This is a genomic window from Rhodovulum strictum, assembly GCF_009649175.1.
Taxonomy (GTDB): Bacteria; Pseudomonadota; Alphaproteobacteria; order Rhodobacterales; family Rhodobacteraceae; genus Rhodovulum; species Rhodovulum strictum.
In genome coordinates this window covers 1-25,797 of record NZ_WJPO01000028.1, presented here as the reverse complement: position 1 = coordinate 25,797, position 25,797 = coordinate 1, and the positions used below count along the sequence as shown (strand labels likewise).

Annotated in this window: 26 protein-coding genes and 1 tRNA gene; 15 read left to right on the top strand and 12 right to left on the bottom strand. The window is 67.4% G+C overall.

Translation table 11 applies throughout. The annotated features are described in order from the left end of the window. Nucleotides 1-104: 104 nt before the first annotated feature. Complete coding sequence (locus tag GH815_RS15140) at nt 105-1,064, bottom strand: GlxA family transcriptional regulator (RefSeq protein ID WP_153749602.1); 960 nt, start codon at nt 1,062-1,064, stop codon at nt 105-107. A gap of 194 nt (nt 1,065-1,258) precedes the next feature. Here GH815_RS15140 and GH815_RS15135 point away from each other — a divergent pair, with 194 nt between their 5' ends. After that, nucleotides 1,259-2,629, top strand: coding sequence for a class II 3-deoxy-7-phosphoheptulonate synthase (locus tag GH815_RS15135; protein ID WP_153749601.1), 1,371 nt, complete (start codon nt 1,259-1,261; stop codon nt 2,627-2,629). A gap of 68 nt (nt 2,630-2,697) precedes the next feature. Here the strand turns inward: GH815_RS15135 and GH815_RS15130 are convergent, their stop codons facing one another. Then, complete coding sequence (locus GH815_RS15130) at nt 2,698-3,315, bottom strand: PAS domain-containing protein (protein ID WP_153749600.1); 618 nt, start codon at nt 3,313-3,315, stop codon at nt 2,698-2,700. Nucleotides 3,316-3,489: 174 nt separating this feature from the next. Here GH815_RS15130 and GH815_RS15125 point away from each other — a divergent pair, with 174 nt between their 5' ends. The 3 genes from GH815_RS15125 to GH815_RS15115 are packed head-to-tail and all read left to right on the top strand — an operon-like array spanning nt 3,490 to nt 5,543. Then, on the top strand, nt 3,490-4,371 hold the full coding sequence (locus GH815_RS15125) for a YicC/YloC family endoribonuclease (protein WP_246176476.1): 882 nt from the start codon (nt 3,490-3,492) through the stop codon (nt 4,369-4,371). A gap of 3 nt (nt 4,372-4,374) precedes the next feature. Next, a complete protein-coding gene (gene gmk, locus GH815_RS15120) occupies nt 4,375-5,016 on the top strand; it encodes a guanylate kinase (protein WP_153749598.1) in 642 nt (213 codons plus the stop codon). Beyond that, a complete protein-coding gene (locus tag GH815_RS15115; protein ID WP_153749597.1) occupies nt 5,013-5,543 on the top strand; it encodes a gamma carbonic anhydrase family protein in 531 nt (176 codons plus the stop codon). Before gmk ends, GH815_RS15115 begins: the two co-directional genes overlap by 4 nt. Nucleotides 5,544-5,547: 4 nt before the next feature. Here the strand turns inward: GH815_RS15115 and GH815_RS15110 are convergent, their stop codons facing one another. Further along, entirely contained in the window at nt 5,548-5,868 is a 321-nt protein-coding gene (locus GH815_RS15110; RefSeq protein ID WP_153749596.1) for a hypothetical protein, read from the bottom strand. A 253-nt stretch (nt 5,869-6,121) separates the two neighbouring features. Here GH815_RS15110 and GH815_RS15105 point away from each other — a divergent pair, with 253 nt between their 5' ends. After that, complete coding sequence (locus GH815_RS15105) at nt 6,122-7,162, top strand: ATP-binding protein (protein ID WP_153749595.1); 1,041 nt, start codon at nt 6,122-6,124, stop codon at nt 7,160-7,162. Nucleotides 7,163-7,184: 22 nt separating this feature from the next. On the opposite strand, the gene GH815_RS15100 is transcribed toward GH815_RS15105, so the two are convergent. Beyond that, nucleotides 7,185-7,373, bottom strand: a complete 189-nt coding sequence (locus GH815_RS15100; protein WP_153749594.1) for a hypothetical protein — start codon at nt 7,371-7,373, stop codon at nt 7,185-7,187. 165 nt (nt 7,374-7,538) lie between these two features. On the opposite strand from GH815_RS15100, the gene GH815_RS15095 reads away from it, so the two are divergent. Further along, nucleotides 7,539-7,612 (top strand) — tRNA-Gly (locus GH815_RS15095). A gap of 118 nt (nt 7,613-7,730) precedes the next feature. Here GH815_RS15095 and GH815_RS15090 read toward each other — a convergent pair. Then, nucleotides 7,731-8,915, bottom strand: coding sequence for an NAD(P)/FAD-dependent oxidoreductase (locus tag GH815_RS15090; RefSeq protein ID WP_153749593.1), 1,185 nt, complete (start codon nt 8,913-8,915; stop codon nt 7,731-7,733). A 185-nt stretch (nt 8,916-9,100) separates the two neighbouring features. On the opposite strand from GH815_RS15090, the gene GH815_RS15085 reads away from it, so the two are divergent. After that, the gene (locus tag GH815_RS15085) at nt 9,101-9,853 is read left to right on the top strand and encodes a LuxR family transcriptional regulator (protein WP_153749592.1); all 753 of its coding nucleotides are present in this window, start codon (nt 9,101-9,103) and stop codon (nt 9,851-9,853) included. Nucleotides 9,854-10,291: 438 nt separating this feature from the next. Here GH815_RS15085 and tsf read toward each other — a convergent pair whose 3' ends face one another. Beyond that, nucleotides 10,292-11,191: a translation elongation factor Ts gene (gene tsf, locus GH815_RS15080; RefSeq protein WP_153749591.1), complete on the bottom strand. Its 900-nt coding sequence runs from the start codon at nt 11,189-11,191 to the stop codon at nt 10,292-10,294. A gap of 82 nt (nt 11,192-11,273) precedes the next feature. Next, complete coding sequence (gene rpsB / locus GH815_RS15075; RefSeq protein WP_153749590.1) at nt 11,274-12,044, bottom strand: 30S ribosomal protein S2; 771 nt, start codon at nt 12,042-12,044, stop codon at nt 11,274-11,276. 253 nt (nt 12,045-12,297) lie between these two features. Between rpsB and GH815_RS15070 the strand changes: the two genes are divergently transcribed. Both GH815_RS15070 and GH815_RS15065 read left to right on the top strand, forming a co-directional pair. Beyond that, on the top strand, nt 12,298-13,038 hold the full coding sequence (locus GH815_RS15070) for a DUF502 domain-containing protein (RefSeq protein ID WP_153749589.1): 741 nt from the start codon (nt 12,298-12,300) through the stop codon (nt 13,036-13,038). Nucleotides 13,039-13,044: 6 nt separating this feature from the next. Then, a complete protein-coding gene (locus GH815_RS15065; protein ID WP_343030903.1) occupies nt 13,045-13,653 on the top strand; it encodes a LysE/ArgO family amino acid transporter in 609 nt (202 codons plus the stop codon). 12 nt (nt 13,654-13,665) lie between these two features. Here GH815_RS15065 and GH815_RS15060 read toward each other — a convergent pair whose 3' ends face one another. Further along, nucleotides 13,666-14,205, bottom strand: coding sequence for a hypothetical protein (locus GH815_RS15060; protein ID WP_153749588.1), 540 nt, complete (start codon nt 14,203-14,205; stop codon nt 13,666-13,668). Between the two features lie 171 nt (nt 14,206-14,376). Here GH815_RS15060 and GH815_RS15055 point away from each other — a divergent pair, with 171 nt between their 5' ends. From GH815_RS15055 to GH815_RS15035, 5 genes are all read left to right on the top strand, one after another. Further along, nucleotides 14,377-15,318, top strand: a complete 942-nt coding sequence (locus GH815_RS15055) for a glucokinase (protein WP_153749587.1) — start codon at nt 14,377-14,379, stop codon at nt 15,316-15,318. 77 nt (nt 15,319-15,395) lie between these two features. Then, entirely contained in the window at nt 15,396-16,496 is a 1,101-nt protein-coding gene (mtnA, locus tag GH815_RS15050) for an S-methyl-5-thioribose-1-phosphate isomerase (RefSeq protein ID WP_153749586.1), read from the top strand. A gap of 117 nt (nt 16,497-16,613) precedes the next feature. Further along, nucleotides 16,614-17,180, top strand: a complete 567-nt coding sequence (locus tag GH815_RS15045; RefSeq protein ID WP_153749585.1) for a L,D-transpeptidase — start codon at nt 16,614-16,616, stop codon at nt 17,178-17,180. A gap of 73 nt (nt 17,181-17,253) precedes the next feature. Continuing rightward, a complete protein-coding gene (locus tag GH815_RS15040) occupies nt 17,254-19,692 on the top strand; it encodes a Lon protease family protein (RefSeq protein WP_153749584.1) in 2,439 nt (812 codons plus the stop codon). Next, nucleotides 19,689-20,303, top strand: coding sequence for a hypothetical protein (locus GH815_RS15035; RefSeq protein ID WP_153749583.1), 615 nt, complete (start codon nt 19,689-19,691; stop codon nt 20,301-20,303). Before GH815_RS15040 ends, GH815_RS15035 begins: the two co-directional genes overlap by 4 nt. Nucleotides 20,304-20,332: 29 nt before the next feature. Here the strand turns inward: GH815_RS15035 and GH815_RS15030 are convergent, their stop codons facing one another. Beyond that, on the bottom strand, nt 20,333-21,082 hold the full coding sequence (locus GH815_RS15030; protein WP_170290365.1) for a Crp/Fnr family transcriptional regulator: 750 nt from the start codon (nt 21,080-21,082) through the stop codon (nt 20,333-20,335). Between the two features lie 185 nt (nt 21,083-21,267). On the opposite strand from GH815_RS15030, the gene GH815_RS15025 reads away from it, so the two are divergent. Next, nucleotides 21,268-22,098 carry a Crp/Fnr family transcriptional regulator gene (locus tag GH815_RS15025; RefSeq protein ID WP_153749581.1) on the top strand — a complete coding sequence of 277 codons (831 nt, stop codon included), beginning with the start codon at nt 21,268-21,270 and terminating at the stop codon, nt 22,096-22,098. 153 nt (nt 22,099-22,251) lie between these two features. Here GH815_RS15025 and GH815_RS15020 read toward each other — a convergent pair whose 3' ends face one another. The 3 genes from GH815_RS15020 to GH815_RS15010 all read right to left on the bottom strand — a co-directional run bounded on the left by GH815_RS15020 (nt 22,252) and on the right by GH815_RS15010 (nt 25,568). Next, on the bottom strand, nt 22,252-22,680 hold the full coding sequence (locus GH815_RS15020) for a baeRF12 domain-containing protein (protein WP_281354797.1): 429 nt from the start codon (nt 22,678-22,680) through the stop codon (nt 22,252-22,254). A 371-nt stretch (nt 22,681-23,051) separates the two neighbouring features. Then, the gene (locus GH815_RS15015) at nt 23,052-24,746 is read right to left on the bottom strand and encodes a Na/Pi symporter (RefSeq protein WP_153749579.1); all 1,695 of its coding nucleotides are present in this window, start codon (nt 24,744-24,746) and stop codon (nt 23,052-23,054) included. 222 nt (nt 24,747-24,968) lie between these two features. Next, nucleotides 24,969-25,568: a hypothetical protein gene (locus tag GH815_RS15010; RefSeq protein ID WP_153749578.1), complete on the bottom strand. Its 600-nt coding sequence runs from the start codon at nt 25,566-25,568 to the stop codon at nt 24,969-24,971. Between the last annotated feature and the right edge of the window lie 229 nt (nt 25,569-25,797).

The following is a 25,797-nucleotide window of genomic DNA, read 5'->3' as shown; positions in this document are numbered from 1 at the left end:
CAGCGCAGGGCGCAGGCGCCCCGCTTGTCTGGGGTTGGGCGTGGCCGCGCGCGGGCGCGCGGTGCCTCCGGCGGGGATATTTGGGGCCAGAAGAAGATGCGCGGTCAATCCGCAGGGCCGCCCCGGCTGCCGCGTTCGCGGTAGGGGGTGGTGGCATAATGCGCGCGGTAGCATTTCGAGAAATGGCTGGGCGAGGCGAAGCCGCAGGCGAGCGCAACGTTGATCACGCTCATGTCGGTTTGCAGCAGCAGGTTGCGCGCCTTGGCGAGCCGCATTTCCATGTAATAGCGTTTGGGACTGCGGCCGAGATAACGGCGGAACAGCCGTTCGAGCTGGCGCGTGCTCATGCCCACATCCTGGGCAAGCGTCGCGGGCGAGATCGGCTCCTCGAGATTGCGCTCCATCGCGTTGATGACCTGGGAAAGCTTGGGGTGGCGCACGCCGATCCGTGTGGGGATCGACAGCCGCTGGGTGTCCCGGTCGGTGCGGATCGAGGAATAGATCAGTTGATCGGCCACGGCATTGGCCAGATCGGGGCCATGCGCCTCGGCGATCATGGTCAGCGCGAGGTCGATGGACGCGGTGCCGCCCGCCGTGGTCATCCGGTTGCCGTCGATCACGAAGACGGATTTCGTCAGCTCGATCTCGGGGAAATCCTCGGCGAAGCCGTCCCGGTTTTCCCAGTGAATCGTCGCGCGGTGGTCGTCGAGCAGCCCCGCACGCGCCAGCGCATGGGCCGCGGTGCAGAGCCCGGCAATGATGCGGCCCGAGCGCGCCTCGCGCCTGAGCCAGCTGACGAGCCGCTTGGTGGTTGCCGCCTGCACGTCGATGCCGCCGCAGACCAGAACGGTTTCGTCCCGCCCCAGCGCGTCGAGATCCATGTCGAGCGCGATCCGCGCGCCGTTGGAACAGGTGGCCCATTCGCCGCCCTCGCCGGCCAGCCGCCAGCGGTAGAGCGTTCTGCCGGACATGCGGTTGGCGATGCGGAAGGGTTCGATGGCGCTGGCGAAGCTGATCATGGTGAAGCGGTCGAGCAGCACGAAAACGAGATCCTGCGGACGCATTCCCTCCGCCGTACCCCTGATCAGGCCGCTGTCCCGGGTGCCTGCCGTCACCGTCTCCTCCGCGCTCTGCCGGACCAGCGAAAGCAGGTTTGCCCGAACGGATCAAGTATGCGCGCGGGGAATTGATGGTGGCGGCAGCGCGCGCTTGCCCCTATAAGCGCCACGGAATGCGAAAGACCTGCGGAGCGAATGAGATGACGACCTGGCAGAAATCCGACTGGCGGTCCCGTCCCCGGGTGCAGATGCCCGACTATCAGGATCGGGCGTCGCTCGATGCGGTCGAGACGCAGCTGGCCAAATATCCGCCGCTGGTCTTTGCGGGCGAGGCGCGCAACCTGACCGCCAAGTTGGGCCAGGCCGCGCGGGGCGAGGCGTTCCTGTTGCAGGGCGGCGATTGCGCCGAAAGCTTCTCGGAGTTCTCGGCCGACACGATCCGCGACACGTTCAAGGTGCTGTTGCAGATGGCGGTGGTGCTGACCTATGGCGCCAAGCTGCCAGTGATCAAGGTCGGCCGGATGGCGGGGCAGTTCGCCAAGCCGCGCTCGGCGCCGACCGAGACCATGGGCGGGGTCGAACTGCCCGCCTATCGCGGCGACATCATCAACGGTTTCGAGTTCACGCCAGAGGCGCGCATCCCCGATCCGGCGCGCATGTTGCAGGCCTATACGCAGGCCGCGGCGTCATTGAACCTGTTGCGCGCCTTCTCGAAGGGGGGCTTTGCCGATATTCACCGGGTTCATGCCTGGACGCTGGGCTTTACCGACCGGGACGAGGCCGAGAAATACCGCGACATGGCCAACCGCATTTCGGACACGCTGGCCTTCATGACCGCGGCGGGCGTGAACGGCGACACGATGAACGGGCTGTCGACGGTCGATTTCTTCACCTCGCACGAGGCGCTGCTGCTGGAATACGAGGAGGCCTTGTGCCGGGTCGATTCCACGTCGGGCAACTGGATCGCGGGGTCCGGGCACATGCTCTGGATCGGCGACCGCACGCGGCAGGTGGATGGCGCGCATGTCGAGTTCTGCCGTGGGGTGATGAACCCCGTCGGGCTGAAATGCGGGCCGAGCATCAGCGATGACGATCTGAAGGTGCTGATCGACAAGCTGAACCCGAAGAACGTGGCCGGGCGGTTGACGCTGATCGCGCGGTTCGGGGCGGGGAGTGTGGGCGACCATCTGCCGCGGCTGATCCGCGTGGTGCGCGAGATGGGGGCGCAGGTGGTCTGGACCTGCGATCCGATGCATGGCAACACCATCAAGTCGGCCTCGGGCTACAAGACGCGGCCCTTCGACTCGGTGCTGCGCGAGGTGCAGGAATTCTTTGCCGTCCATGCCGCCGAGGGCACGATCCCGGGCGGGGTGCATGTCGAGATGACCGGCAAGGACGTGACCGAATGCACCGGGGGCGTGCGCGCCGTGACCGACGAGGATCTGTCCTCGCGCTATCACACCGCCTGCGATCCGCGGCTCAATGCGTCTCAGGCGCTGGAACTGGCCTTCCTCGTGGCCGAGGAACTGTCGGCGCGGACAGGCGACAGCGCGGCGGCTGCGGCGGTTTGACCCACATGAAGAAGGCGGGATAACCGTCTTCTTTCACGTTGTTTTCGTGTTCAGGCAGGGCCGGGGGCTCAGACCCGGGCCGACAACCCGCCCTCGATCACCCGCAGCGCCGGGCGACCGGTTGCCGTGGTCTCGGGGCGGTCCACCTCGCCCGCGCCCAGGATGCGGAAGCGGCGCGGCGCGCGGCCGGGCTTGCCGACCGTGGCAAAGGCGCCCAGCATCCGGCGCGGCGCCCCGGCCTCGTCGCGCAGCGGCAGAAGCACCATGCCGCCATAAAGCGCGGGCTGGCCGAAGCGGGGCGGCGCGAACAGGCTGATCCTGACCGGCCGGGTCATGCCCGCCAGCGACTCCGAGATCAGTTGTTCGAGATGGGGGCGGGAATCGGGCAGGATCAGGGCGGAAAGCGGCATCCCGCGCATGTCCATGCCCATCACGTCGCTCAGATGCTGGCCGGTCAGCCGCAACCGCAGGTGGCGGGGCGTGATCGCTTCGGCCACGAAGCAATTCGACAGCGCCCGGGAAAAGCCGCGCGGGTCCAGTTCGGCCCGGCTCGGAATGTAGCCGTTCGCCTCGACCTGCCTGCGCCAGTAGGATTCGATCTCGTCCAGCGCGGACAGGCCGCCCCCCGCACGATACCCCGCCAGCGCGATCACCGCGGCTCTCAGGCTTTTCTCGTTCTCCGACATCTCGTTACCCCGGTCACACCTGTCCCGGCTGTCCGTTGGCACAATCTGCGGGCGTTGTGGGCGCCTGTGGGAAGTGCTACTGCGGATCAACCCCTCATGGGCCAAACATTGCCACAAAAAAGCCACGAGTCAGAGGGATGTCTTTGCCAATGGTTAACAGGGATGCCTAATTCGATGACCGCCTTCGCCGCGCGCGGCGGGCAGGGGCACGGCCATGGCTGGACCTGGGAATTGCGCGGCGTCAACGGCAAGGGGCTTGACCTGCGGCTGCGGCTGCCCGACTGGCTGCCCGGGCTGGAACAGTCGGCGCGGGCGGCGGTGCAGGGGCGCATCGCGCGGGGCAGCCTGACGCTGGGGCTGAAGCTGGTGCGCGAGACCGGCGGGGCGGGGGCGGCGGTGCTGGACCCGCAGGCACTGGACGCGGCCATCGTGATGCTCAAGCAGGTCGAGGCGGCGGCGGCCGAACATAACCTGCGGCTTGCCGTGCCCAGCGCGGCCGAAATCCTGGCGCTGCGCGGCGTGACCGACAACACGCTGCCCGAGGCCGCGACCGACGCGCTGACCGCCGCGCTGCTGGCCGATCTGGACGCGCTGATCGACGATTTCGCCGCGATGCGCGCCAGCGAGGGCGAGGCGCTGGAGGCGCTGTTGCGCGATCACCTTGTCCAGATCGCCGAACTGGTCGAGGCCGCGACCGAGGCCGCCGAGGCCCGGCGCGCGCAGATGGCCGAGACGCTGCGCACCAATCTTGCCCGCGTGCTGGAGAATTCCGAAGGCGCCGATCCGGCCCGCGTGGCCCAGGAACTGGCGATGATCGCGGTCAAGGCCGATATCCGCGAGGAACTGGACCGGCTGGCTGCCCATGTCGCGGCGGCGCGCGCGCTGCTGGCCGCGGGCGGACCCATCGGCCGCAAGCTCGATTTCCTGATGCAGGAATTCAACCGCGAGGCCAACACGCTCTGTTCCAAGTCGCAGTCCACGCCGCTGACCCGCATCGGGCTTGACCTCAAGCATGTGATCGACCAGATGCGCGAGCAGGTTCAGAACGTGGAGTAGGCGATGGCTGCGCGGCGGGGGCTACTGATCATCCTGTCCTCGCCCTCGGGCGCGGGCAAGTCGACGCTGGCGCGGCGGCTGCGCGACTGGGACCGGGATATCGTGTTCTCGGTCTCGGCCACGACGCGCCCGCCCCGGCCGGGCGAGGTGGACGGGCAGGATTATCATTTCCAGACCGAACCCGCCTTCAAGGCCGAGGTTGCCCGCGGCGCGATGCTGGAACATGCCTATGTCTTCGGCAATTTCTACGGCTCGCCCGAGGCGCCGGTGCGCGCCGCCATCGAGGCCGGGCGCGATGTGCTGTTCGATATCGACTGGCAGGGCGCCCAGCAGATCCGCAACTCGGCCCTGGGCCAGCACACGCTGTCGATCTTCCTTCTGCCGCCGTCCATCGCGGAGCTGCGCCGCCGGCTTGTCGCGCGGGGCCAGGACAATGCCGAGACCATCGCGAAACGGATGCAGAAAAGCTGGGACGAGATCAGCCATTGGGACGGCTATGATTTCGTGCTGGTCAACGACGATCTGGACGCGACCGAGGAAAAGCTGAAGACGATCCTGACCGCAACCCGCCTGCGCCGCAGCCAGCAGCCGGACCTGACGGCCCATGTCCGCGCGCTTCAGGCCGAATTCGAGGCCCTGCCATGACGCTTTACGCCCTTGACGGCATTCTGCCGACGCTTCCCGAAGATGGCGATTTCTGGGTCGCCCCCGACGCCAACGTGATTGGCAAGGTGATCCTGGGGCAGGGCGTGTCGGTCTGGTTCGGCGCCACGCTGAGGGGCGACAACGAACCGATCACCATCGGGGCAGGGACCAACATTCAGGAAAACACGGTCTGCCACACCGATATGGGCTTTCCGCTGGTCATCGGTTCGGGCTGCACCATCGGCCACAAGGCGATGCTGCATGGCTGCACCATCGGCAACAACAGCCTGATCGGCATGGGCGCCACGGTGCTGAACGGCGCGGTGATCGGCGACAATTGCCTGATCGGGGCCTGCGCGCTGGTCACCGAGGGCAAGGAAATTCCCGATGGCAGCCTGGTGATGGGCAGCCCCGCCAAGGTCGTGCGCCAGCTTGACACCGCCGCGATCGAGGGGCTGCGCAGATCCGCGCTGAACTATCAGGCCGCGATGCGCCGCTTCCGCGCCGGGCTGATGCCTGCGGGATAACCGTTCAGATCCGGGCGCGCGGGACCAGTTCGACCGTCAGACCCGGGCAGAGCTGTTCGATCTCTTGGCGGATCACGTTCGGCGCGGGCAGGGCGGGCGTGACCACGATGAAGCGTCCGCGATAGCCCGCGCTGGACAGTTGCGCGGCCAGGTCCAGCGCATCGAACTGCGCGTTCACCAGCGGCGCCACCACATAATCGACCCAGGGCACGCAGGACAGCGCAGCGTTCACCAGCGCATAGGGCACTGTTTCGCAGCGTGCAGCCGCGAAGGGCATGCAATGCTCTGGCCGGTCATCGTCCTGAAACCCCACAAGCAGGGCCATGGACGACATGATCGGTCGACTGATTGTCGCGCCAAGGCCGAGGTGGGGGTGCTCCATCCATGCCGCTCCGTTGTATGACGCCAAGGCGTTCCTTTGATCAATTCCAGGTTGTCAACCTGCCTTTTCAGGCAGGTCTACATTGTCCGTATAGGGTCATTCCGACGCACTGGCAAACCCAGATCACAATGCGACTTGATTGACGTTGCGCTCTGTTCCGGTAGGTGGGCATCTCAGACCCATGCGGAGCCCGACCATGACTGCCGACCTCGCCCCTTCGATCATCGCAGGCGTGCCGTTTCCGGTCCTGCTGATCGACAGTAGCGAGCGCGTGCTGGCGATGAATCTGCTTGCCACGAATCTGTTCGGACCGGCCGGCACGGGGCGGCATTACATCACCGTTTTGCGACAACCGGCGCTGCTGGATTGCGTCGAGGAGGCGTTGCGGCTGCGTCAGGCGCGCAAGGTACGCTATCTGACCACCGAGGTCGCGCGCGAGGTCACCTATGAGGTTGTTGCAAGCCCGCTTGGCCCCGATGGCTCCGAGGGGGTTGTGGTGGTCTTTACCGACATCACCGAGCGCGAGCAGATGGGCCAGATCCGGCGCGATTTCGTGGCCAATGTCAGCCACGAACTTAAGACGCCGCTGACCGCGCTGATGGGTTTCATCGAGACGCTGCAAGGCCCGGCGCGGGACGATGCGGCGGCGCGGGCGCGGTTTCTCGAGATCATGGGGCGCGAGGCGAAGCGGATGAACCGGCTGGTCAGCGACCTTCTGTCGCTCAGCCGGGTCGAGGCCGAAGAACGCATGCGCCCGGGCGCGCGGGTGGATGTCGCCGCGCTGTTGCGCAGTTCGGTCCAGACGCTGCGCCCGCTTGCCACCGATTCGGGTGTAGAGATGCAGCTTGAAGGGGCCGATGCGCCGGTGCATGTGCTGGGTGATTCGGATCAGTTGACGCAGGTGTTCCACAACCTGATCGAGAACGGCATCAAGTATGGCGCCTCGGGCGGCAGTCTGGTGGTGCGGATGACCCGAAGCGAGCGCGAACTTGCGTTTCGCGGGCCGGGCCTGCGGATCGACGTGATCGACCGCGGCGAGGGCTTCGACCCGGTGCATATCCCGCGGCTGACCGAACGGTTCTATCGCGTCGACAGCCACCGCTCGCGCGAGATGGGCGGCACCGGGCTGGGGCTGGCCATCGTCAAGCATATCGTGAACCGCCATCGCGGCCGGTTCCGCATCGAAAGCGTCGAGGGTCAGGGCAGCACATTCACGGTCTTTCTGCCGGAAAGTTGAGCCGGTGCCCCGCGGCGGCGTCTCAGGCATGCGGGCGCAACGGTTCCATCAACTCGTCGACCGCGGCCAGGATCTCGGCGCGCACGATGGCGACGGGCGTCAAGTGATGCACGTCGATATCGTCGTGCGCAGCATCGTGCGCATTCCTGCATCCGGCGCAATCGCCGCGGCAGGGCCTTGCGGTTTCGGGGCTTCGGGCCATGGACCCCATGACAGGTCTCCTTGATCGGCGCACCGCATGGCAGCATGCACGATCATGGTTTCGAATCTTTTAACGAATGTCGCCGGATTCGGACGATGCCGTTGATGCGGCCAGCCGCTGCGGATGAAATCGCTCTTGTTCCTGCCGGTCGGTGACGGTATTGGTCTTGCCGTTGCGGGTGTAGCTCAATGGTAGAGCGAGAGCTTCCCAAGCTCCAGACGAGGGTTCGATTCCCTTCACCCGCTCCATCCCAGCCAATCCTTGAACCGATCAGCGCCGTTGGGGCGAGAGGCGTCTGCATTTCGGCCATGGCCTTAAGTCCGATAATCAATATTATGTAAAAATCATAGCCATGACCGAACCCGTTCAGACCACGGCCTTTTCCAGAACCGGCCGGTTCGCGAACAGACGTTCCGGCGCCAGATCGGACAGATCGAGGCTGCGATATCCCCCGTGCAGGATCAGTTCCGCGATGCCGCGCCCGACTGCCGGTGCCTGTTGCAGGCCGTGCCCGGAAAACCCGTTCATCACGAACAGATTGTCGAGCCCCGGCCAGCGGCCGATGATGGCGTTCTGGTCGAAGCGGTTGAAGGCGTAATGGCCCGCCCAGGCGCGCAGCACCTTGACCGCGGCAAAACCCGGGCAGCGGCGGTACAGCCGTTCCCAGATGACATCCTCGAACAGATGCCAGTCGGGTTCGAAATCATCCGGATCGGCCGGGCCGTCCGTATCGGGCACGGTCGCGGTGATCCAGTGCGCCCCCTCGGGACGCAGGTAATAGCCCAGATGATCCACCATCAGCGGCGCGCGCGGCGCGTGAACCTCGGGCGCGTCGATCACGAAAACCGTTCTCTTGCGTGGCTCTACGGGCATGTCCTCATGCGCCATCCGCATCAGTTCGGCCGCGCGCGGACCGGCGGCGTTCACCACCGCGCCCGCCGTGATCCGCGCACCCGAGTCCAGGTGAACCGCCGCGATCCTTGCGCCATCACGCGCGAGTCCGCTGACCCGGCCGGTGACGAAGCGCACGCCCGCGCGCCGGGCGGCGCCGCGGAATGCGGCCAATAGTCCCATATTGTCGAACCAGCCCTCGTTGCGCGGCCCGAAACTGGCCAGCACCACATCCGCGCAATCGAGATGGGGAAAGCGCGCGGCAAGTTCGGCCGCGCCAAGCAATTCGGTCGCGGTGCCTTCGGCCAGTTGCATCGCCTGCGCGTTCCGCATCGCCTGGGCCGCGGTTTCGCTGCCGGCGAGGAACAGATAGCCATTCTCGGTGAAACCAAGATCGGGCACCATAGGTTCCGGCCCGGTTTCGAGGGCTATATTCCTTATGAAGTCAATTCCGTAGCGCGAAATCCTCACGTTCACCGGATTGGTGAATTGCTGCCGGATCGAGGCGACCGACAGCGCCGTTGAAGACCGCGCAAAGCTTGGGTCGGCCTCGATCACGACGATCCGCAGCGCAGGCCCGCCCAGTCGCGACAGCCAGAATGCCGCCGCCGCCCCCATCACCGCGCCGCCGATGATCGCGATATCCGCCTGCTCGTCCATGCCCTGCTCCGATTGTTGCCGTCCGCCTCTGTAGCGTGCCGACCGGGGGGCGGAAAGCGCGGCCTCTCGACACGCGAAGGGGCGTGACGTATGGAATCCGGATAAACCGGGGCCGATCGGCCCGCGGAATGGCGGTGTTGTAACCTGTGCGGGCTTGTGACACCCCTGTTCTTCATGGGAGTGCCATGCCGCTTGAGCATCTCAAGGCCATCGTCGCGGCAAGGAGCGTGGAAGAGCTCTGGGCGCTGCACACCCAAAGGATGGCAGCCTATGGGTTTGACCGGCTGATCTATGGCTTTACCCGCTTTCGAACGGCCAATTCCCTGGGCGACAAGGATGATTTCATCGTGCTTTCGAACATTGGCCCGGCCTATGTCCGTGCCATGGTCGACAAGGAAATGTATCGCGACGCGCCGATGGTGCGCTGGGCGGTCGAGAACGAGGGCGTGTGCAGTTGGCGCGAACTGGGCGAACGCCGGGCGCGCGGCGAACTGTCCGCGGCCGAGCAAAAGGTGATGGAGTTCAACCGCGCCATGGGGGTTATCGCGGGCTATACCATAGCGTTCCGGGGCATATCGGTGCGCGCCAAGGGGGCGATCGGTCTGGTGGTACGCGCGGGGCTGACCCAGGAGGATGCGGACGGAATCTGGTCCGAGCACGGGGCCGACATCCTGCTGCTGAACGAGCTGATGCACCTGAAGCTTCAGAACCTGCCCAACCTTTCGACCCGCCCGCCGCTGACCCAGCGCCAGCGCGAGGTTCTGGAATGGGTGGGCGATGGCAAGACCGCGCAGGACATCGCGACGATCCTGGGCGTGACGGCGGCCACTGTCGAAAAGCACCTGCGCCTTGCGCGCGAGGCGCTGAATGTCGAAACGACGGCGCAGGCGGTGCTAAAGGCGTGGTTCCAGAACCAGATTTACAGCGGCCCAACCTGACTCCCGCGATTCGAGTGCGCCGGAACCGAGGCTGCACTTGCAGCGAGTAAGGATTCCCTGACTTCCTTTGCCGCCGGTTAACTGGCAAGAATTCGCTTGTTCCGTGAGTGGTGGCCTTGGGCCAAGGAACTTAAGGGCCGACGCAACCTCGCGATTACGAAGGTGCGGTGGTCCACCGGGAAACCGGAACCAGCACGGTGCGGCCCTTTCTTGGCCGTGCCGTGCAATAAGCCTCGCGCGATACGAGTTGCCTGGGGAACGGTAGGAAGTGGCGGTCGGGACGTCCAAGGGGTTGGCGTTCCGGCCGCTTTCGTGTTTGCGATCTGTCGTTGCGCCGCCTGCCCCGCCCGCCCGGACAGCAGACGGAAAAAGGGCGGCCCGGACATGGTCCGAACCGCCCCCGTTCTGTCAGGCAGCACGGCCGAAGCCGGGCGGCGATCAGGCGCCTTGAGCGGCCTTCGCGACTTCGGCCGCGAAATCCTCTTCGACCTTCTCGATGCCTTCGCCGACCTCGAGCCGGACAAAGCCGGTGATCGTGGCGCCAGCGGCCTGCGCCGCGGCCTCGACCGTCAGATCGGGGTTGATGACGAAGGCCTGGCCCAGAAGCGTCGATTCCGCGATGAACTTCTTCATCCGGCCGGGGATGATGTTGTTCTCGATCACCGCCTCGGGCTTGGGCTTGGCAGAGGTGGCGTTTTCTTCCAGCGCCTTGGCGGTCTGGACGGCACGCTCCTTCTCGATCACGGCCGGGTCCATGTCGGCCTCGGACAGCGCGGCCGGGTTCGCCGCAGCGACATGCATCGCCACCTGACGGCCGAACGCCTCGTTGCCGCCGGTCATCGCGACCAGAACGCCGATCTTGCCCATGCCGTCGGCCGCGACGTTGTGGATGTAGCTGACGACCGTCTCGCCCTCGATCGCCGCCATCCGGCGCAGCGTCATGTTCTCGCCGATGGTGGCGATCTTGTCGGTCAGCGTGTCGGCGACAGACTTGCCGCCCAGATCGGCCGCCATCAGCGCGTCCAGATCGCCCGCTTTCAGCGCCGCCTGGGCGATGCCCGCGACCATCGCCTGGAACTCGGCGTTCTTGGCGACGAAATCGGTTTCCGAGTTCACCTCGACCGCAACGCCCTTGGCCCCCTCGACCACGACAGCCACCAGACCCTCGGCCGCGGTGCGGCCCGATTTCTTGGCGGCCTTGGCCAGACCCTTGGTACGCAGCCAGTCGATGGCCGCTTCCATGTCGCCATCGGTTTCGGTCAGCGCCTTCTTGGCGTCCATCATGCCTGCGCCGGTCTTGTCGCGCAGCTCCTTCACCATTGCAGCGGTGATAGCCATTGTTCGGCTCTCCTCGATTACGGATAGATCATCCGGACGCGGCCATATCCGCGCCCGGTGTCAGGTCTGTGACGGCCGCGGCTCAGGCGTCGGCCGGCTCGGCCTCGGTCAGTTCTTCGACGGGCGCCTCGTCCAGCGCGCCGATATCGACGCCGGCGGCATCCATCTGCGCCGACATGCCGACCAGCGCGGCCCGGGCAGCCAGATCGCAGTAAAGCTGGATCGCGCGCGCGGCGTCGTCATTGCCGGGGATCACGTAATCCACGCCCGAGGGCGAGCAGTTGGTGTCGACCACGGCCACGACCGGGATGCCGAGCTTCTTGGCCTCGAGGATGGCCAGGTCTTCCTTGTTCACGTCGATGATGAACAGCAGATCCGGCAGACCGCCCATCTCGCGGATGCCGCCGAGCGAGGCTTGCAGCTTGGCCTGCTCGCGCTCCATGCCCAGGCGTTCCTTCTTGGTCAGCCCTTCGGCGCCGGTGGCCATCAACTCGTCGATCTCGTTCAGACGCTTGATCGACTGGGACACGGTCTTCCAGTTGGTCAGCGTGCCGCCGAGCCAGCGGTGGTTCATGTAGTACTGCGCGCATTTCTCGGCCGCATCGGCAATCGGCTTCTGCGCCTGACGCTTGGTGCCGACGAACAGGATGCGCCCGCCCTTGGCCACGGTGTCGCGGATCACGGTCAGCGCGGTTTCCAGCATCGGGACCGTCTGCGTGAGGTCGAGAATGTGGATGCCGTTGCGGTCGCCATAGATGTATTCGGCCATGCGCGGGTTCCAGCGCTGGGTCTGGTGGCCGAAGTGAACGCCAGCTTCAAGAAGCTGACGCATGGAGAAGTCGGGAAGCGCCATATGCCTTTTCCTTTCCGGTTTGCGCCTGGGCGGGGCACAAGGGCTGTTGCCCAACCGGCGGACCGCAAGCGGGATGTCTGCCCGCAAGGGCCCAGCCCCGCCTGTCGAAGTGGCGCGCGCTTAGCGCGTTTTGCCCGCGCATGCAAGCCCCGCCTGCGCGCCAGCCCGCGCGGGAAAGCGCCGGAGACCGGACCGCGCTATTGCAGAGCGACCCGCCCGATCCTAGCTATGACCGGCAATCGGGGCGCCAGCGATGTTCGAGAAAGACGACCAGCACCAGCACGACCCGCAGGACGGGCAGCAACGCCATATCGGGCGCTCCCTTTTCGCGCGGCTCAGGAACAACTTTCTTGCCGGTCTGGTGGTGATCGCGCCGGTCGGGCTTACGGTCTGGCTGATCTGGACGGTGACCGGCTGGATCGACGGCTTCGTGCTGCCGCTGGTGCCCAACCAGTTCAAGCCCGAGCAGTATATCGGCATCGACATTCGCGGCCTTGGCGTCATCTTCTTCCTGCTGTTCACGCTGGTCGTGGGCTGGACCGCCAAGGGCCTGATCGGCCGGTCCTTCATCGGCTGGGGCGAGCGTCTGGTAGGCCGGATGCCGATCATCCGCTCGATCTATAACGGGCTCAAGCAGATCGCCGAGACCGTCTTTGCCCAGACCGAGACCAGTTTCGACCGCGCCGTGCTGGTGGAATATCCGCGCAAGGGCATATGGGCGGTCGCCTTCGTCTCGACCCGCGCGCGGGGCGAGATCAACCGCCGCATCCCGCGCGATGACCAGATGCTGGCGGTCTTCCTGCCAACGACGCCGAACCCGACCTCGGGCTTTCTGCTGTTCGTGCCGCAAAGCGACGTGATCGAACTGGAAATGTCTGTCGAGGAGGCCGCCAAGCTGATCATTTCGGCCGGGCTGGTCTCGCCCGACGAAAAGCCCCTGCCCGCCCCCGAACCGCTGGCGGAAATCGCGCAGCGCCAGAAGATCGGTGCGTGATCCCGCGTGACCGGCGCCGCGATCACCGGATTTGCCACGTCGCTTTCGCTGATCCTTGCGATCGGGGCGCAGAATGCCTTTGTGCTGCGTCAGGGGCTGATGCAGAGCCATGTCTTTGCGCTCTGCCTGTTCTGCGCGGTCTCGGATGCGGCGCTGATCGCGGCGGGGGTGGCGGGGTTCGGCCGGATCTCGGCGGCGGCGCCCTGGCTGCCTGTGGCGATGACGCTGGGCGGGGCGTGTTTTCTGGTGGTCTATGGCGCGCTCAGGCTGCGCGCGGCGATCCGGGGCGGGCACGGGCTGGCGGCGGCGGGCAATGGCGGATCGGTCTGGGCGGTGCTGGGCACGGCCGCCGCGCTGACCTGGCTGAACCCGCATGTCTATCTGGACACGCTGGCGCTGATCGGGGCGGTCTCGACCCGCTTCGCGCCCGGCGATGAACGGCTTGCCTTCGGGATCGGCGCGGTGGCGGCGTCTTTCGCCTTTTTCTTCACGCTCGGCTACGGGGCGCGGCTGCTGGCCCCGCTGATGGCCAGCGCGCGCGCCTGGCGGTTGCTCGATCTGGGGATCGCGCTGGTGATGTGGACGATTGCGGCCGGGCTGATCGCGGGGCTCTGATCCCTTGGTCGGTCAATTCGCGCTTTCGGCGGTGGCGCTGCCGAATTCGCGCAGCAGCACGTCGATATTCTGGCGGATCGCGCCTTCGCGGGCGATGCGCAGCCGGTCGACCCCCTGAACCGCCTGCGCAATGGTGGCGGTATAGCCCGAGGTCACGCGCCGCTCCTGAAGCGGGCGGCCCGACACATCGCGCAAGAGATACTGCACCGTCAGCACGACCTTGGTGGTCGATGTCTCGCTGGGCGGCTGGTCGACTTGCAACACCGTCGCCTCAAGCGTCCTGATCCCGCCCGGCGACAGGATCCCGGCCTGACGCAGCGCGTTTTCCAGCGCCGCGCGGAAGGTGCCATCCGACAGTTCCGGCGCCCAGCCCGGCAACGCGCCGCCGCCCGGCTGCACCACCGCGCCGATCATGCCGCTATGGGCGCTGCCCATCGACACCGGCACGATGCCCGATGGCACCGGCCCAGATGGCGCCCTGTTCTGGACGCAGCCGCCAAGGGCTGCCGCCATCGCCAGCACCGCCACCGCGCGGCCCATCCGTCCGGTCATTTCCGCTCTCCTCTCAAGGCGCCCTGCCTGTCCTGCCCTGCCCAGCTTGGCCGGGCGCGCGCCGATCCGCAAGGTGCCACCGCGCCGCGATCCGCGCTTGACGCAGCCCCCCGCCCCGCCGAACCTGCGCAGCATGATGAAAGACCGCCCCCTGCCCCGCATTGTGGCCGCATGACCCGGCTTGTCGTGGATATCGGCGGCACCAACACCCGCGCCGCGCTGGCCGAGGGGCCGCGCATCGTCGAGGACAGCGTCCGGCGCTACCGCAACGATGGCTTTGCGGGGCTGTCCGCAGTCCTGATGCGCTATCTGGCCGAGGCGGGCAGCCCCCAGATCGACGGCGCCTGCGCGGCGCTGGCCGGGCCGGTGCAGGCCGGGCGGGGGCGGCTGACCAATCTGGACTGGTTGATCGACGAGGCCGAGATCGCGCGTGTTACCGGCGCGGACCGGGTACGGCTGTTGAACGATCTTCAGGCACAGGGCCATGCGCTGGACCAGCTTGCGCCCGTGGCGCTGGTTCCGGTGCTGGATGGCCCGCGCGCGCCGGGCGGCGTGCGGCTGGTGATCGGGCTGGGGACCGGGGTCAATGTCACCGTCGTTCACCGCACCGGCACGGGCACGCTGGTCACCGCGAACGAGGCCGGCCATGTCAGCCTGCCCGTGGCATGCGAGGATGACCTGTCGCTGGCCCGCTTTGCCGCCGGCGAGGATGGCTTTGCCGCGGTCGAGGATGTGCTGGCCGGGCGCGGGCTGGCAACGCTTCATGCCTGGGTGACAAGCCGGACAGGCCCGCCGCAGCGGATCGAGGGGTCCGAGATCATCGCCGCCGCACCGGGCGATCCCGCTGCCGAAGAGGCGCTGCGGACCTACGCCACGATGCTGGGCCGGGTTGCGGGCGACCTTGCGCTGCACCATCTGCCCTATGGCGGCATCTACCTGATCGGAGGCGTCGCCCGCGCGATGACCCCGCATCTGGCGCGGCTGGGTCTGGCCGACAGCTTCCGCGCCAAGGGCCGGTTCTCGGGGCTGATGGAGAGTTTCGCGATCGCCACTATCACCGACGATTTCGCCGCGCTCAGGGGCTGTGCGGCGCATCTGGCCGAAACCGCGTGAGACGAGGAACTGCCTTTCGCTGCCCGCCGCAATCGGCCAAAAGACCGCAAACGCAAGGACAAGGGACCACAAGGGCCATGAAGATCGACGGAACCCATTACCGCTCCATCTGGCGCGAGGCCGACGGCACGGTGAAGATCATCGACCAGCGCTGGCTGCCGCATGAGCTTCGGATCGTAAGCCTATGCAGCCGCAAGGACTTTGCCGACGCGATCCGCGACATGTGGGTGCGCGGCGCGCCGCTGATCGGGGCGACGGCAGCCTATGGCGTGGCGGTGCAGATGGCCGAGGATCCCTCGGACGCTTCGCTCTCGGAAACCTACGAGGTGCTGCACGAGACGCGGCCCACCGCGATCAACCTGCGCTGGGCACTGGATGAAATGACCCGGCTGTTGAAACCGCTATCCCCTGCCGACCGCGCCGAGGCGGCGTTCCGGCGCGCGGCCGAAATCTGCGATGAGGATGTCGAAATCAACCGCCGGATCGGGGTGAACGGCCTTGCGCTGATCCGCGAGATCGCCGCGCGCAAGGGCGGCGGGCGCGTGAACGTGCTGACCCATTGCAATGCGGGCTGGCTGGCCACGGTCGACTGGGGCACCGCCACCTCGCCGATCTATCACGCTCTCGAGGCGGGCATCGACGTGCATGTTTTCGTCGACGAGACCCGCCCACGCAACCAGGGTGCGCAACTGACCGCGTGGGAAATGCTGAACCACGGCGTCAGCCATGACCTGATCGTGGACAATGCCGGCGGGCATCTGATGCAGCATGGCGAGGTCGATCTGGTGATCGTCGGCACCGACCGGACCACCGCGCAGGGCGATGTCTGCAACAAGATCGGCACCTATCTGAAGGCACTGGCCGCGCATGACAATGGCGTGCCGTTCTATGTGGCGCTGCCCTCGCCCACCATCGACTGGACGGTGTGGGACGGGGTCAAGGAGATCCCCATCGAGGAGCGTGGCCAGGCCGAGGTGACCCATGTCCAGGGCCGGATGCCCGATGGCGCCATCGGGCAGGTGCTGATCTCGCCCCAGGGCACGCCCGCACGCAACCCCGCCTTCGATGTAACGCCCGCCCGCCTTGTGACCGGACTAATCACCGAACGCGGCGTCGCCCCGGCCACGGCCGAGGGGCTGGCGGCGATGTTCCCCGAACATGCGCGCGCCGCGGGATGATTGGCGGCCGGGGCCGGTCCGGCTGCGGATCGGCCCGCATGGTGCGCAGTTCGCCCTTGTCTTGCCCAAATCCTGCGTTAACCTATGCAAGACGTTGGCAAGTTTGGCATTTCCAAGATGAACCGCAGATCTTTCCTGCTCAGCACCATGACCGCCGGGCTGATCGGCGCCCCGGCGCTGGCCCAGGGCACGAAACCCGCCGCCCCGGAAACCGACCTGCTTGCCCCCCGGATCGTGCGCATCCGCAATGTTGAACCGGGCGAAGTCCATGTCGTTGCAAAGGAATTCGCGCTGTACTGGACCCTGCCCGAGGGCAAGGCGATCCGCTATCCGGTGGCGATCGGGCGTGACGGCCTTTACGATTCCGGCGTGTTCCGCATCGACGTCAAGAAGGAATGGCCATCGTGGCGGCCGACCGACGAGATGATCGCGCGCCAGCCGCATCTTTACAAGAAATACGAGGACGGGATGCCCGGCGGGCCCAACAATCCGCTGGGCGCGCGCGCGCTATACCTGTTCACCTTTGGCGGCGCGGACAGCATGCTGCGCATCCATGGCACCAATGATCTGGCCAGCATCGGACAACGCGCCTCGAATGGCTGCGTGCGGATGGTCAATTCCCATGTGATCCACCTTTACGAACAGGTGCCGCTGGGCAGCCGCGCGGTGCTGCACCCGGTCTGAGTCCGCCCGCAGGCTTGCGCCCCGCCCCGAAACCGTGTTCGCTTGGCTTCGGCAACCCGAGCGGGGCAGAGCCATGGACCAGATCGCGACCGGCCAGCCGCTGTCGGCCCGCCATCTTGCGGGAGAGGAGGATTTCGCGCTCGGCTTTGCGACCACGGCCGATCTGGACCCGCTGAGCGACTGGCCCGGTCAGGATCGCGCGCTCGAGGCGCTGCGGCTGGCGGCCGACACCGATCACGGCGATTTCAACCTCTATGTCCTTGGCACGCCCGGCACCGGACGGCACAGCGCCACCCGTCAGGTTCTGGCCGAGGCCGCTGCCCGGCGCCCGCCACCCCCCGACCGGGTCTATGTCAACCGCTTCGACGATCCGCGCCGGCCCATCGCCATCGAATTGCCGCCCGGTCGTGCGGTCGAGTTGCGCGACGCGCTGCGCAAGGTGGTGAACGATCTGGCCGACGACATCCCCGCGATCTTTGAGTCCGAGGATTACCAGACCCGCCGCCGCGCCATCGAGGACAGTTATTCCGAGCGGCACGAACAGGCGATGGGCGTGCTGGCGGATGCGGCGCGGGCGCGCGGCGTGGCGATCGTGCGCACGCCCATGGGCTTTGGCGTGGCGCCGCGCAAGGGCGACGAGATCCTGCCCCCCGACGAATACGAGAAACTGCCGCAGGCCGAACGAGAACGGATCGGCGCGGCCATCGACGCGGTGCGCGCCCAGCTTGAGGATGTGCTGAAGGACGTGCCGCGCGGGCTCAAGGCGCAGCGCGCCGAGGTCGAGGACCTGAACATCGCCATGGCGCGCGAAGGTGTCGATGCGGCACTGGCCGACGCCCTTGGCCGCTTTGCCGATCACCCGGCGGTCACCCGCCATCTTCAGGCGCTGCGCGAGGATCTGATCGACAATGCCGAACTGTTCCTGATCCGCGAGGACGGGGCGCAGGCGGGCGCCTTCCCGGTCGCGACCTCGCGCCATCACCTAAAGCCGCAATTCCGCCGCTACGCGGTCAATGTGATCGTCGGGCAGGATCCCGATCAGGCCAGCGGCGCGCCGGTGATCGAGGAAAGCCTGCCAACACTGGCCAACCTGATCGGGCGGATCGAATACGCCTCGGACCAGGGCACGCTGGTCACCAATTTCACCATGATCCGGCCCGGCGCGCTGCATCGTGCGAATGGCGGGTTCCTGATCCTCGACGCGATGCAGGTGCTGACCGAGCCGCTGGCCTGGGACGCGCTCAAGCGCAGCCTCAAGGCGGGCGAGGTGGCGATCTATTCCGCGGGGGAACGCTTCAGCCTGATCTCGACCGAGACGCTAGACCCCGACCCGATGCCGCTGAAACTGCGGGTGGTGCTGGTGGGCGACCGGCGTCTTTACTACCTGCTGGTCGAGCTTGACCCCGATTTCGGGCGGCTGTTCAAGCTTGAGGCCGATTTCGACGACCGGATGGAACGCAGCGCCGACAGCGCGCTGCTGCTGGCCCGGCTCATCGGCACCATGGCGCGCGACGACGGGCTGCGGCCGGTTGCGACGGATGGCGTGGCGCGGCTGCTGGCCGAAAGCCTGCGGCTGGCCGATGACGGCGAACGCTTCGGGCTGAACCTTGCCGCGCTGGGCGACATCCTGCGCGAGGCCGATCACATTGCACGCGCGGCAGCGGCGGACGCGATCGGGCGCGACGATGTCGAGGCCGCGATCGAAGCGGCGGACCGGCGCGCCGGACGGCTGCGCGAACGCAGCCAGGAGGCGATTTCGCGCGGCCTGTTGCTGATCGACACCGATGGCGCGCGGGTGGGTCAGGTCAACGCGCTGTCGGTGCTGGAAATCGGCAAGACCCGCTTCGGCCGGCCCGGCCGGGTCAGCGCGCGGGTCCGGATGGGCGCGGGCAAGCTGGTCGACATCGAGCGCGAGGCCGAACTGGGCGGGCCGATCCATTCCAAGGGCGTGATGATCCTGTCAGGCTATCTGGCGGGCAGTTACGCCCCCGATCTGCCCTTCTCGCTCTGGGCGAGCCTGGTCTTCGAGCAAAGCTATGGCGGGGTCGAGGGCGACAGCGCCTCGGCGGCCGAACTGTTTGCGCTGCTCTCGGCGCTGGCCGATCTGCCCATCGACCAGTCGCTGGCGGTGACCGGCTCGGTCAACCAGTTCGGCGAGGTGCAGGCCATCGGCGGGGTGAACGAGAAGGTCGAGGGATTCTTCGACACCTGCGCCGCGCGCGGGCTGACCGGGCGGCAGGGCGTGCTGATCCCGGTCTCGAACGTGCCGCATCTGGTGCTGCGCCCGCGGGTGCGTGCGGCGATGGAAGCGGGCCGTTTCCGGGTGATCCCGATTGCAACGGTGGACGAGGGCATCGCGCTTCTGACCGGACGACTGGCGGGGGTGCGGGGGGCCGATGGCAGCTTTCCGCCCGACAGCGTCAATGGCCGGGTCGAGGCGCGGCTGATAGCCTTTGCCGAGGCGCGGCGGCTTTTCGGCCAGAAACCGGGTGCGCCGGAGGCGGGCGGATGAGCCCGGCGCAGGGTTCCGCGCGGGTGATCCTGTCGGCCACCTGCCTGGCCGAGGCCGAGGCGGCGCTGCCGCTGGCCACGGGGCTGGCGGCCGAGGCGGGGGCGGCGCTGGCGGGCGTGCTGATCGAGGATGCCGACAATATCGCACTGGCGCTGGCAGGGGCGGCGCGCTTTGTCGATCCGGCGGGGCGCATGCTGACCGGACTTGACCCTGCGCGGATGGGCGCGGCCTATGCCCGTGATGCCGCCCGCTTCGAGCGGCTGCTGGCCAGGGCTGCGGCGGCTGCCGCGCTGAGCTGGAGCTTTCGCCACACGCAGGGGCGGCTGGCCGAGGCGCTGGCGGGCCTTGCCGCGCCCGGCGATCTTCTGGTGCTGCCCGCTGGCCCCTTGCGCGCCCCGCTGCGCGAGATCGTGCTGGCGGCGGGCGCGGATGCCGCACTTGCACCGCTGGCCGAGGCTGCCGCCACCCGCCTCTGCCGTCCGCTGCGCCGGATGGCCGTGCCGGATCTGGCGCGGCTTGGTGCGGGCAGCGTGCTGTTTTCGCGCTACGAGGCACCGGGGCTTGCCGCGCTGCTGGCCGGGACGCGCTGCATCCATGTGCTGCGCGCCTGATCCCCTGCCCCGGCGCGATCCGCTCAGTCCTACTCTGGCCCCAGATGGTCGGCACCAGAGATCCGCACCAGTCCCGGCAGATCGGCGATCTCGATTTCATAGGCATTCAGCAGCCGCAGGATGGCCTGCGATTCAAGTTCGTGCAGCGCGCGGCTGATCGATTCCGGCGTGGTCCCCAGGTAATGGGCAAGATCGGTCCGCCGGATCGGGATGCGCACCCGGACCGGTGCCTCGGCCGGACGCGGCCCGGACCCGCGCAGCGTGCGCCGCAACAGGATCACCAGGAACGAGGCTAGCCGCTCGATGATCTTGTGCCCGCCCATCAGCAGGATCCATTCCCGGGCGGAGTCGAGTTCGTCGAGCACATTGACCAGAAAGCGGCGCTCGATCTCGGGGCTGGCTTCGAGGATCCGCTCGAACGGGGCGCGCGGAAAGGCCAGCACCCGCGCCTCGGTCAGGGCGACGATGTCATAGGCGGCGGGGCCGTTGAACAGCCGTCCATAGATGTCATTGGGCACCAGAAGCCCGATGATGTGGGTGCGCCCGTCGGGCAGGCATTTCTGCATCCCCAGCGCACCGCCGATCAGATAGCCGATCTCGTCTGGCGGGCTACCCTCGGTGACGACCTCGGTGCCGCGGGGGATGTCGCGCAGCCGGGCGATCCCGCTCAGCGCGCGGATCTGGTCTTCGGGCAGGTTGTGCATGAGCCTGGCCAGAAGCCCGGCGAAACCGCCCGCAAGCGACGGTGACGGCAGATCGTCCGGTTCGCGGCTTGCCATGCGCTGCCCCCTTCCGTCACCCGTCTTGGCAGCGATGGCCGGGATCGCTGCTGCGGGAGTTCCCAATCTGGACGCATATTCATCGCATTGACCATCGTCAATGTTACCGCAGCGGCAATCGGCCATCCTTGGATATCGGCGCGAATCGGACGCCCCCGAAGGTGCGCCGGAAGGGGGGACAGCCAATGCTGAACGAACGGGCGACAGCGAACGAGCTATCACAAGGCGCCGCAGGGCTGGCCACAAGCGGCTTTTGCGCCGAGATCGGCGTGACCGCCTGTCGGCGGCTGGCCGAGACGGCACAGATCGAGACCGTTCCCGCGGACAAGGTGCTCTGGCATGATGACGCGCCGCAGACGGCCGTTGGAATCGTACTGACCGGCTATCTGCGGTTCCAGCGCTATAGCCGCGAGGGGCGGCGCCAGATCCTGAACCTGACGGTGCCGGGCGATCTTTTCGGACAGGAGACCGAGGGCCGCGCGGGCTATACCCTCGAAGCCGCCACCGAGGTCAGGCTGTGCCGCTTCGACCGGCGCAGCTTTGACCGGCTGGTGGCCGATGACGGCACGCTGCGCCGCGCGCTCTATCGCTTCAACGCGGGTCGGCTCGAGCGGCTGCGCTGGCTGACCTGGACCATCGGCGCGCTGCGTCCCGAGGAACGCATCGTCGCCTTTCTGCTGAACGCGCGCGGCTTCCTGCCCTATCGCCCCCTGCCCGACGGTGCCGGGCTGATCTCGCTGTCGGTCGGGCGGCGCGACATCGCCGATCTGCTGGCCACGTCGGTCGAGACGATCTGCCGGGTGTTCAAGGCGCTTGAACGCGACGGGCTGATCCGCCTGCTGGATGCGTCGCATATCCTGTTCCTCGATCTCGACGCATTGGCCGAACGCGCGGGACTGCCGCACGCGGCCGCGCCCGAGGATCCGGCGGATCCGATGACGCTCGTCAATGCCGCCCGCGGGGGCGAGCCGCTAGTCTCGATCCTGCCAGCATGGAGGGGCAGACGGCCGGATTGACAGCCGAACAGGCGTCCCTGGGGGTGGACTGAATCCGGGGGGGATCGTCATTGCGCCGGGCGCGCGGGAATTGACCTGTGCAGCGCCCTGGTGTTCCTCTCCATGCTGCGCACCTGCCCGATAGCGATCTGCGTGCCTTGCCCGATGCCGGTTTCAGACCGAGGACGCCCCCAATTCGCTTCGGGCGGCGCGGGCAAGGTCGGCTTCGGACAGATGCATCAGGCTGCGCGCGCGTTCGGCGGCCAGCGTTGCCGCCAGTCGGGCGGGCATCTGGCTGCGCAACTCGCACAGCAGGGCCGGGCTGGCAAAGACCGCCAGCCGCTCGAAATCCCCGGCAAGGCGATGGGCCTCCAGCAGATGCACCACCTGCCGGACGAAATCGCGCTGATCCGCCGCCACCGGATCGGCGTCATGGGTCAGCCCCTCCGCAGCGGCACGGTCCATCGCCGCCAGAAGATGCCGGTGACCGGCCCGCATCACAAGTTCGGCCGCCGCCCCGGCCGCCCCCGGTTCGCCAAGCCCGCGCAGGATGCGCGCCCGCGTCGGGTTCATCGCAAGAACCCAGGTTCGACCGTCTCCCATGCCAAGCCCCCCTGGCCGACCGAACGCATGTTCTGCCACGCCGCCGGGCGGCTGTAATTGATAGCCGTCAACCGGCCCGGCAGGCCCGGCGCCGTTGACGCCCGTCAATTCGGCCCGCGGCACGACGGTATAAACTGGAATTCTCGGCGGGAGGAGCATCCCGGCGCCAGAGACGTGGAGCGGTGGAATTCGACACCGGGAGGCGTTGACCGGCACCGGGGTTGCAAGGAGGACCGCGAGGGGGCGATCGCCCCTGACCGAACCGATTGCGTCCACCGATGGGGACACCGGGACGAGGTTCGGCAGGGGCGGTCACTTTCGAAACCCGTCCCTGCCCCGCAAGATCGCAGCAGCGCCCCGCCATTGCGCGATCACTCGGCCGCGGGTGCGCTGTCCGCCGGGGCGGCGGCTTGCTCGGGGCGGATCGCAAAGACGCCCAGTTCGGTCCGTGCAATGCGGCGCAGGATGCGGAAGATGTCGTCGAAGGTCTGGGTCAGTTCGATCTCGCGGGTATAGGTGTGCAACCGCCGCGGCGCATCGGCCCTGAGCCGGACGACCTCATGGGCGGCGGCTTCCTCCATCAGCCTGGAGAACCCTGCCTTCATCTCGCGCACGTCACGCGCCGCCCCCCCGTCCTGCGCCGTCAGCGCCAGCGCGATCCCGTCAAAGGCCCGCAGCACCTCGCGATGCAGCCGCCCGATCATTGCCGCGGTCTGCGGGCTGATCATCACGTTCTCCTCGATCCGCTTGCGCGCCGAGGTGACCAGCCCGATCGCGACAAGATCGGCGAGATGCTCCAGATCGTTGGCGATCCGCATCAACGCGATCAGCCGCGTCGACTGTTCCTCGGGCAAGCGGCGCAGGCCCGCCTCTCTCAGATAGCCGACGATCTCGCGGTGCAGCAGATCGACGGGACGATCCATCACCCGCAGACGGTCGATCTCGAACGGGCTGCCCGACACCACGGCGGGCACCGCCGCATCCAGCATCCGGCGCACCAGTTCGCACAGATGCACCACCTCCAGCCGCGCGGCATCCAGCGCGATGGCCGGAACATCCAGGAATTTCGGGTCCAGATGGCGCGGCACATGGACCGGCTCGACCGTTTCGGGCCGGTCGGGCAGCAGCCAGACCACCAACCGGCTGAGCTGCCCGGTGAAGCCCAGAAACAGGAATGCATTGGCGACGTTGAAGATCGTGTGCGCATTGGCCAGATGCCGCGGGGTCGAGGCACCCTCGGGCGCGGCAAGCTGGGACAGAAGCGCAAGCTGGTCGACAAAGCCGATCCACAACAGCACGCCCGCGACGTTGAAGATGACATGCACCATCGCCGCCCGCACCGCCTCGCGCGGCTGCCCGATCGAGGCCAGAAGCGCGGTCAGGCAGGTGCCGACATTGGCCCCCAGCGCGATCGCGATGGCGGTTTCCAGCCCGATCAGCCCCTGCCCCGTCAGCACGATCGCCAGCCCCGCCGTCAGCGCCGAGGCTTGCAACACCGCCGTCAGCGCCGCGCCCGCCAGCGCCGCCAGCAGCAGATTGTCGAGCGTTCCCAGCAGGTCCAGAAAGGCCGGAACATCGCGCAAGGGCGCCATCGCCGCCTTCATCGTCGCCATGCCGAAGAAGATCATCCCCATCCCCAGCACGATCCGCCCGATCTCGGCATGGCGGCTGCGCCGCGCCAGAAGCGAGCCGAAGAAGCCCACCGACAGCATCGGCAGCGCCAGCGCATCGACATTGAAGGCCAGTACCTGCGCGGTCAGCGTCGTGCCGATATTGGCGCCCAGGATGACCGCGACGCTCTGCGCCGAGGTCATCAGCCCGGCCGAGATGAACCCCACCAGCAGCACAGTCGTCACCGACGAGGACTGGATCAACGCGGTCACGACCGCCCCGGCAGTCAGCCCGGCAAAGCGGTTGCCGGTCATCCGCGCCAGGATCGTCTTCATCGACTCGCCCGCGACCTGCTTCAGCGCGCGGGTCATGATCTCCATCCCGAACAGGAACAGCGCAAGCCCCCCCACCAGCGTCGCCGCGATGGTGCCCGCCTGATCGACGCCCGGGCTCACCCCGCGGTTCCCCGCCCGCCGCAGCCGGGGGCCACGCCATGCGGGAGGATGCGGGTTTCGGACATCAAGGCCTCCGAAGGGACGCGGGGTGTCGGACAGCACCAGGGGGGCGGTCCTCGCGCGTCGGCTGGGGTGATTTCACACCGGTTTCGCACGCATGGCAACGGGATACCGGATGCGTGTGGCAAGGCGCAGGTGTCCGGCCACGGGCGATCCGGCGGATCAGAACACGCCGACGGGGATATGGGCAATCCAGAGCAGCAAGCGGAAATACCCGTCGAGAAACTCCAGGACCAGACCGCCGCCAAAGGCCCAGAGCCCGAACAGCGCCGCCACCAGAACGCCCAGCGGGATCGCCCAGACAAGCCCCAGCGCAAGCGCGGCCCGCACGGCAAGCCCGGGGCTTTCGGGCGCCCCCTCGATCCAGACTGCAACAGGACGGCGCAGGCGGCGCGGCCAGATGCCCTGAAGGCCGAGCAGACTGACCAGCAAGTGCAACGCGGTGGGCAGGATGGTCGAGAACAGCATCAGGAAAAGCCAGACATGGGCGCCCGGAGCCTCGCGCACAGCCGCAAACAGCACGCCCAGATCGAGCAGCGGCACACCCGCGAGCAGGTTCAGCCCATGGATCACGGCGACCAGCGTGGCACCGAGGGCAAGGAACAGGACGCAGGCAATGGCAAGGTCCAGCAGCGCCCAGAGGAAAGGCAGGCGCGAGCGGAGGCCACGGCGCAGGAGCGACAGGGTGACGGCATAGGACAGGACGTCGAACAGGGCGTTGATGAGGGGGAAGACGGCGAGGAAGAGGAAAAGGGTCCGCACAGTTTCAGAAACCACGCGCCAGTCTCCGAAATATCCGGCGAGAGAAGCGAACGCGATGCCCCCCAAGCTTACCGCCAGCACAGTCATCGCGGCCGTGCCTCGAAAACTGAGCATTTCCAAGACTAGGGTCAGGACCCATTGATATACTTGAGGCTGTCCGGCCTGCGTGATTCAAGCTCCCGAACTGACGGGGGTGGAGATGAGCAACCTTTTCTGGCTGACCGACGCG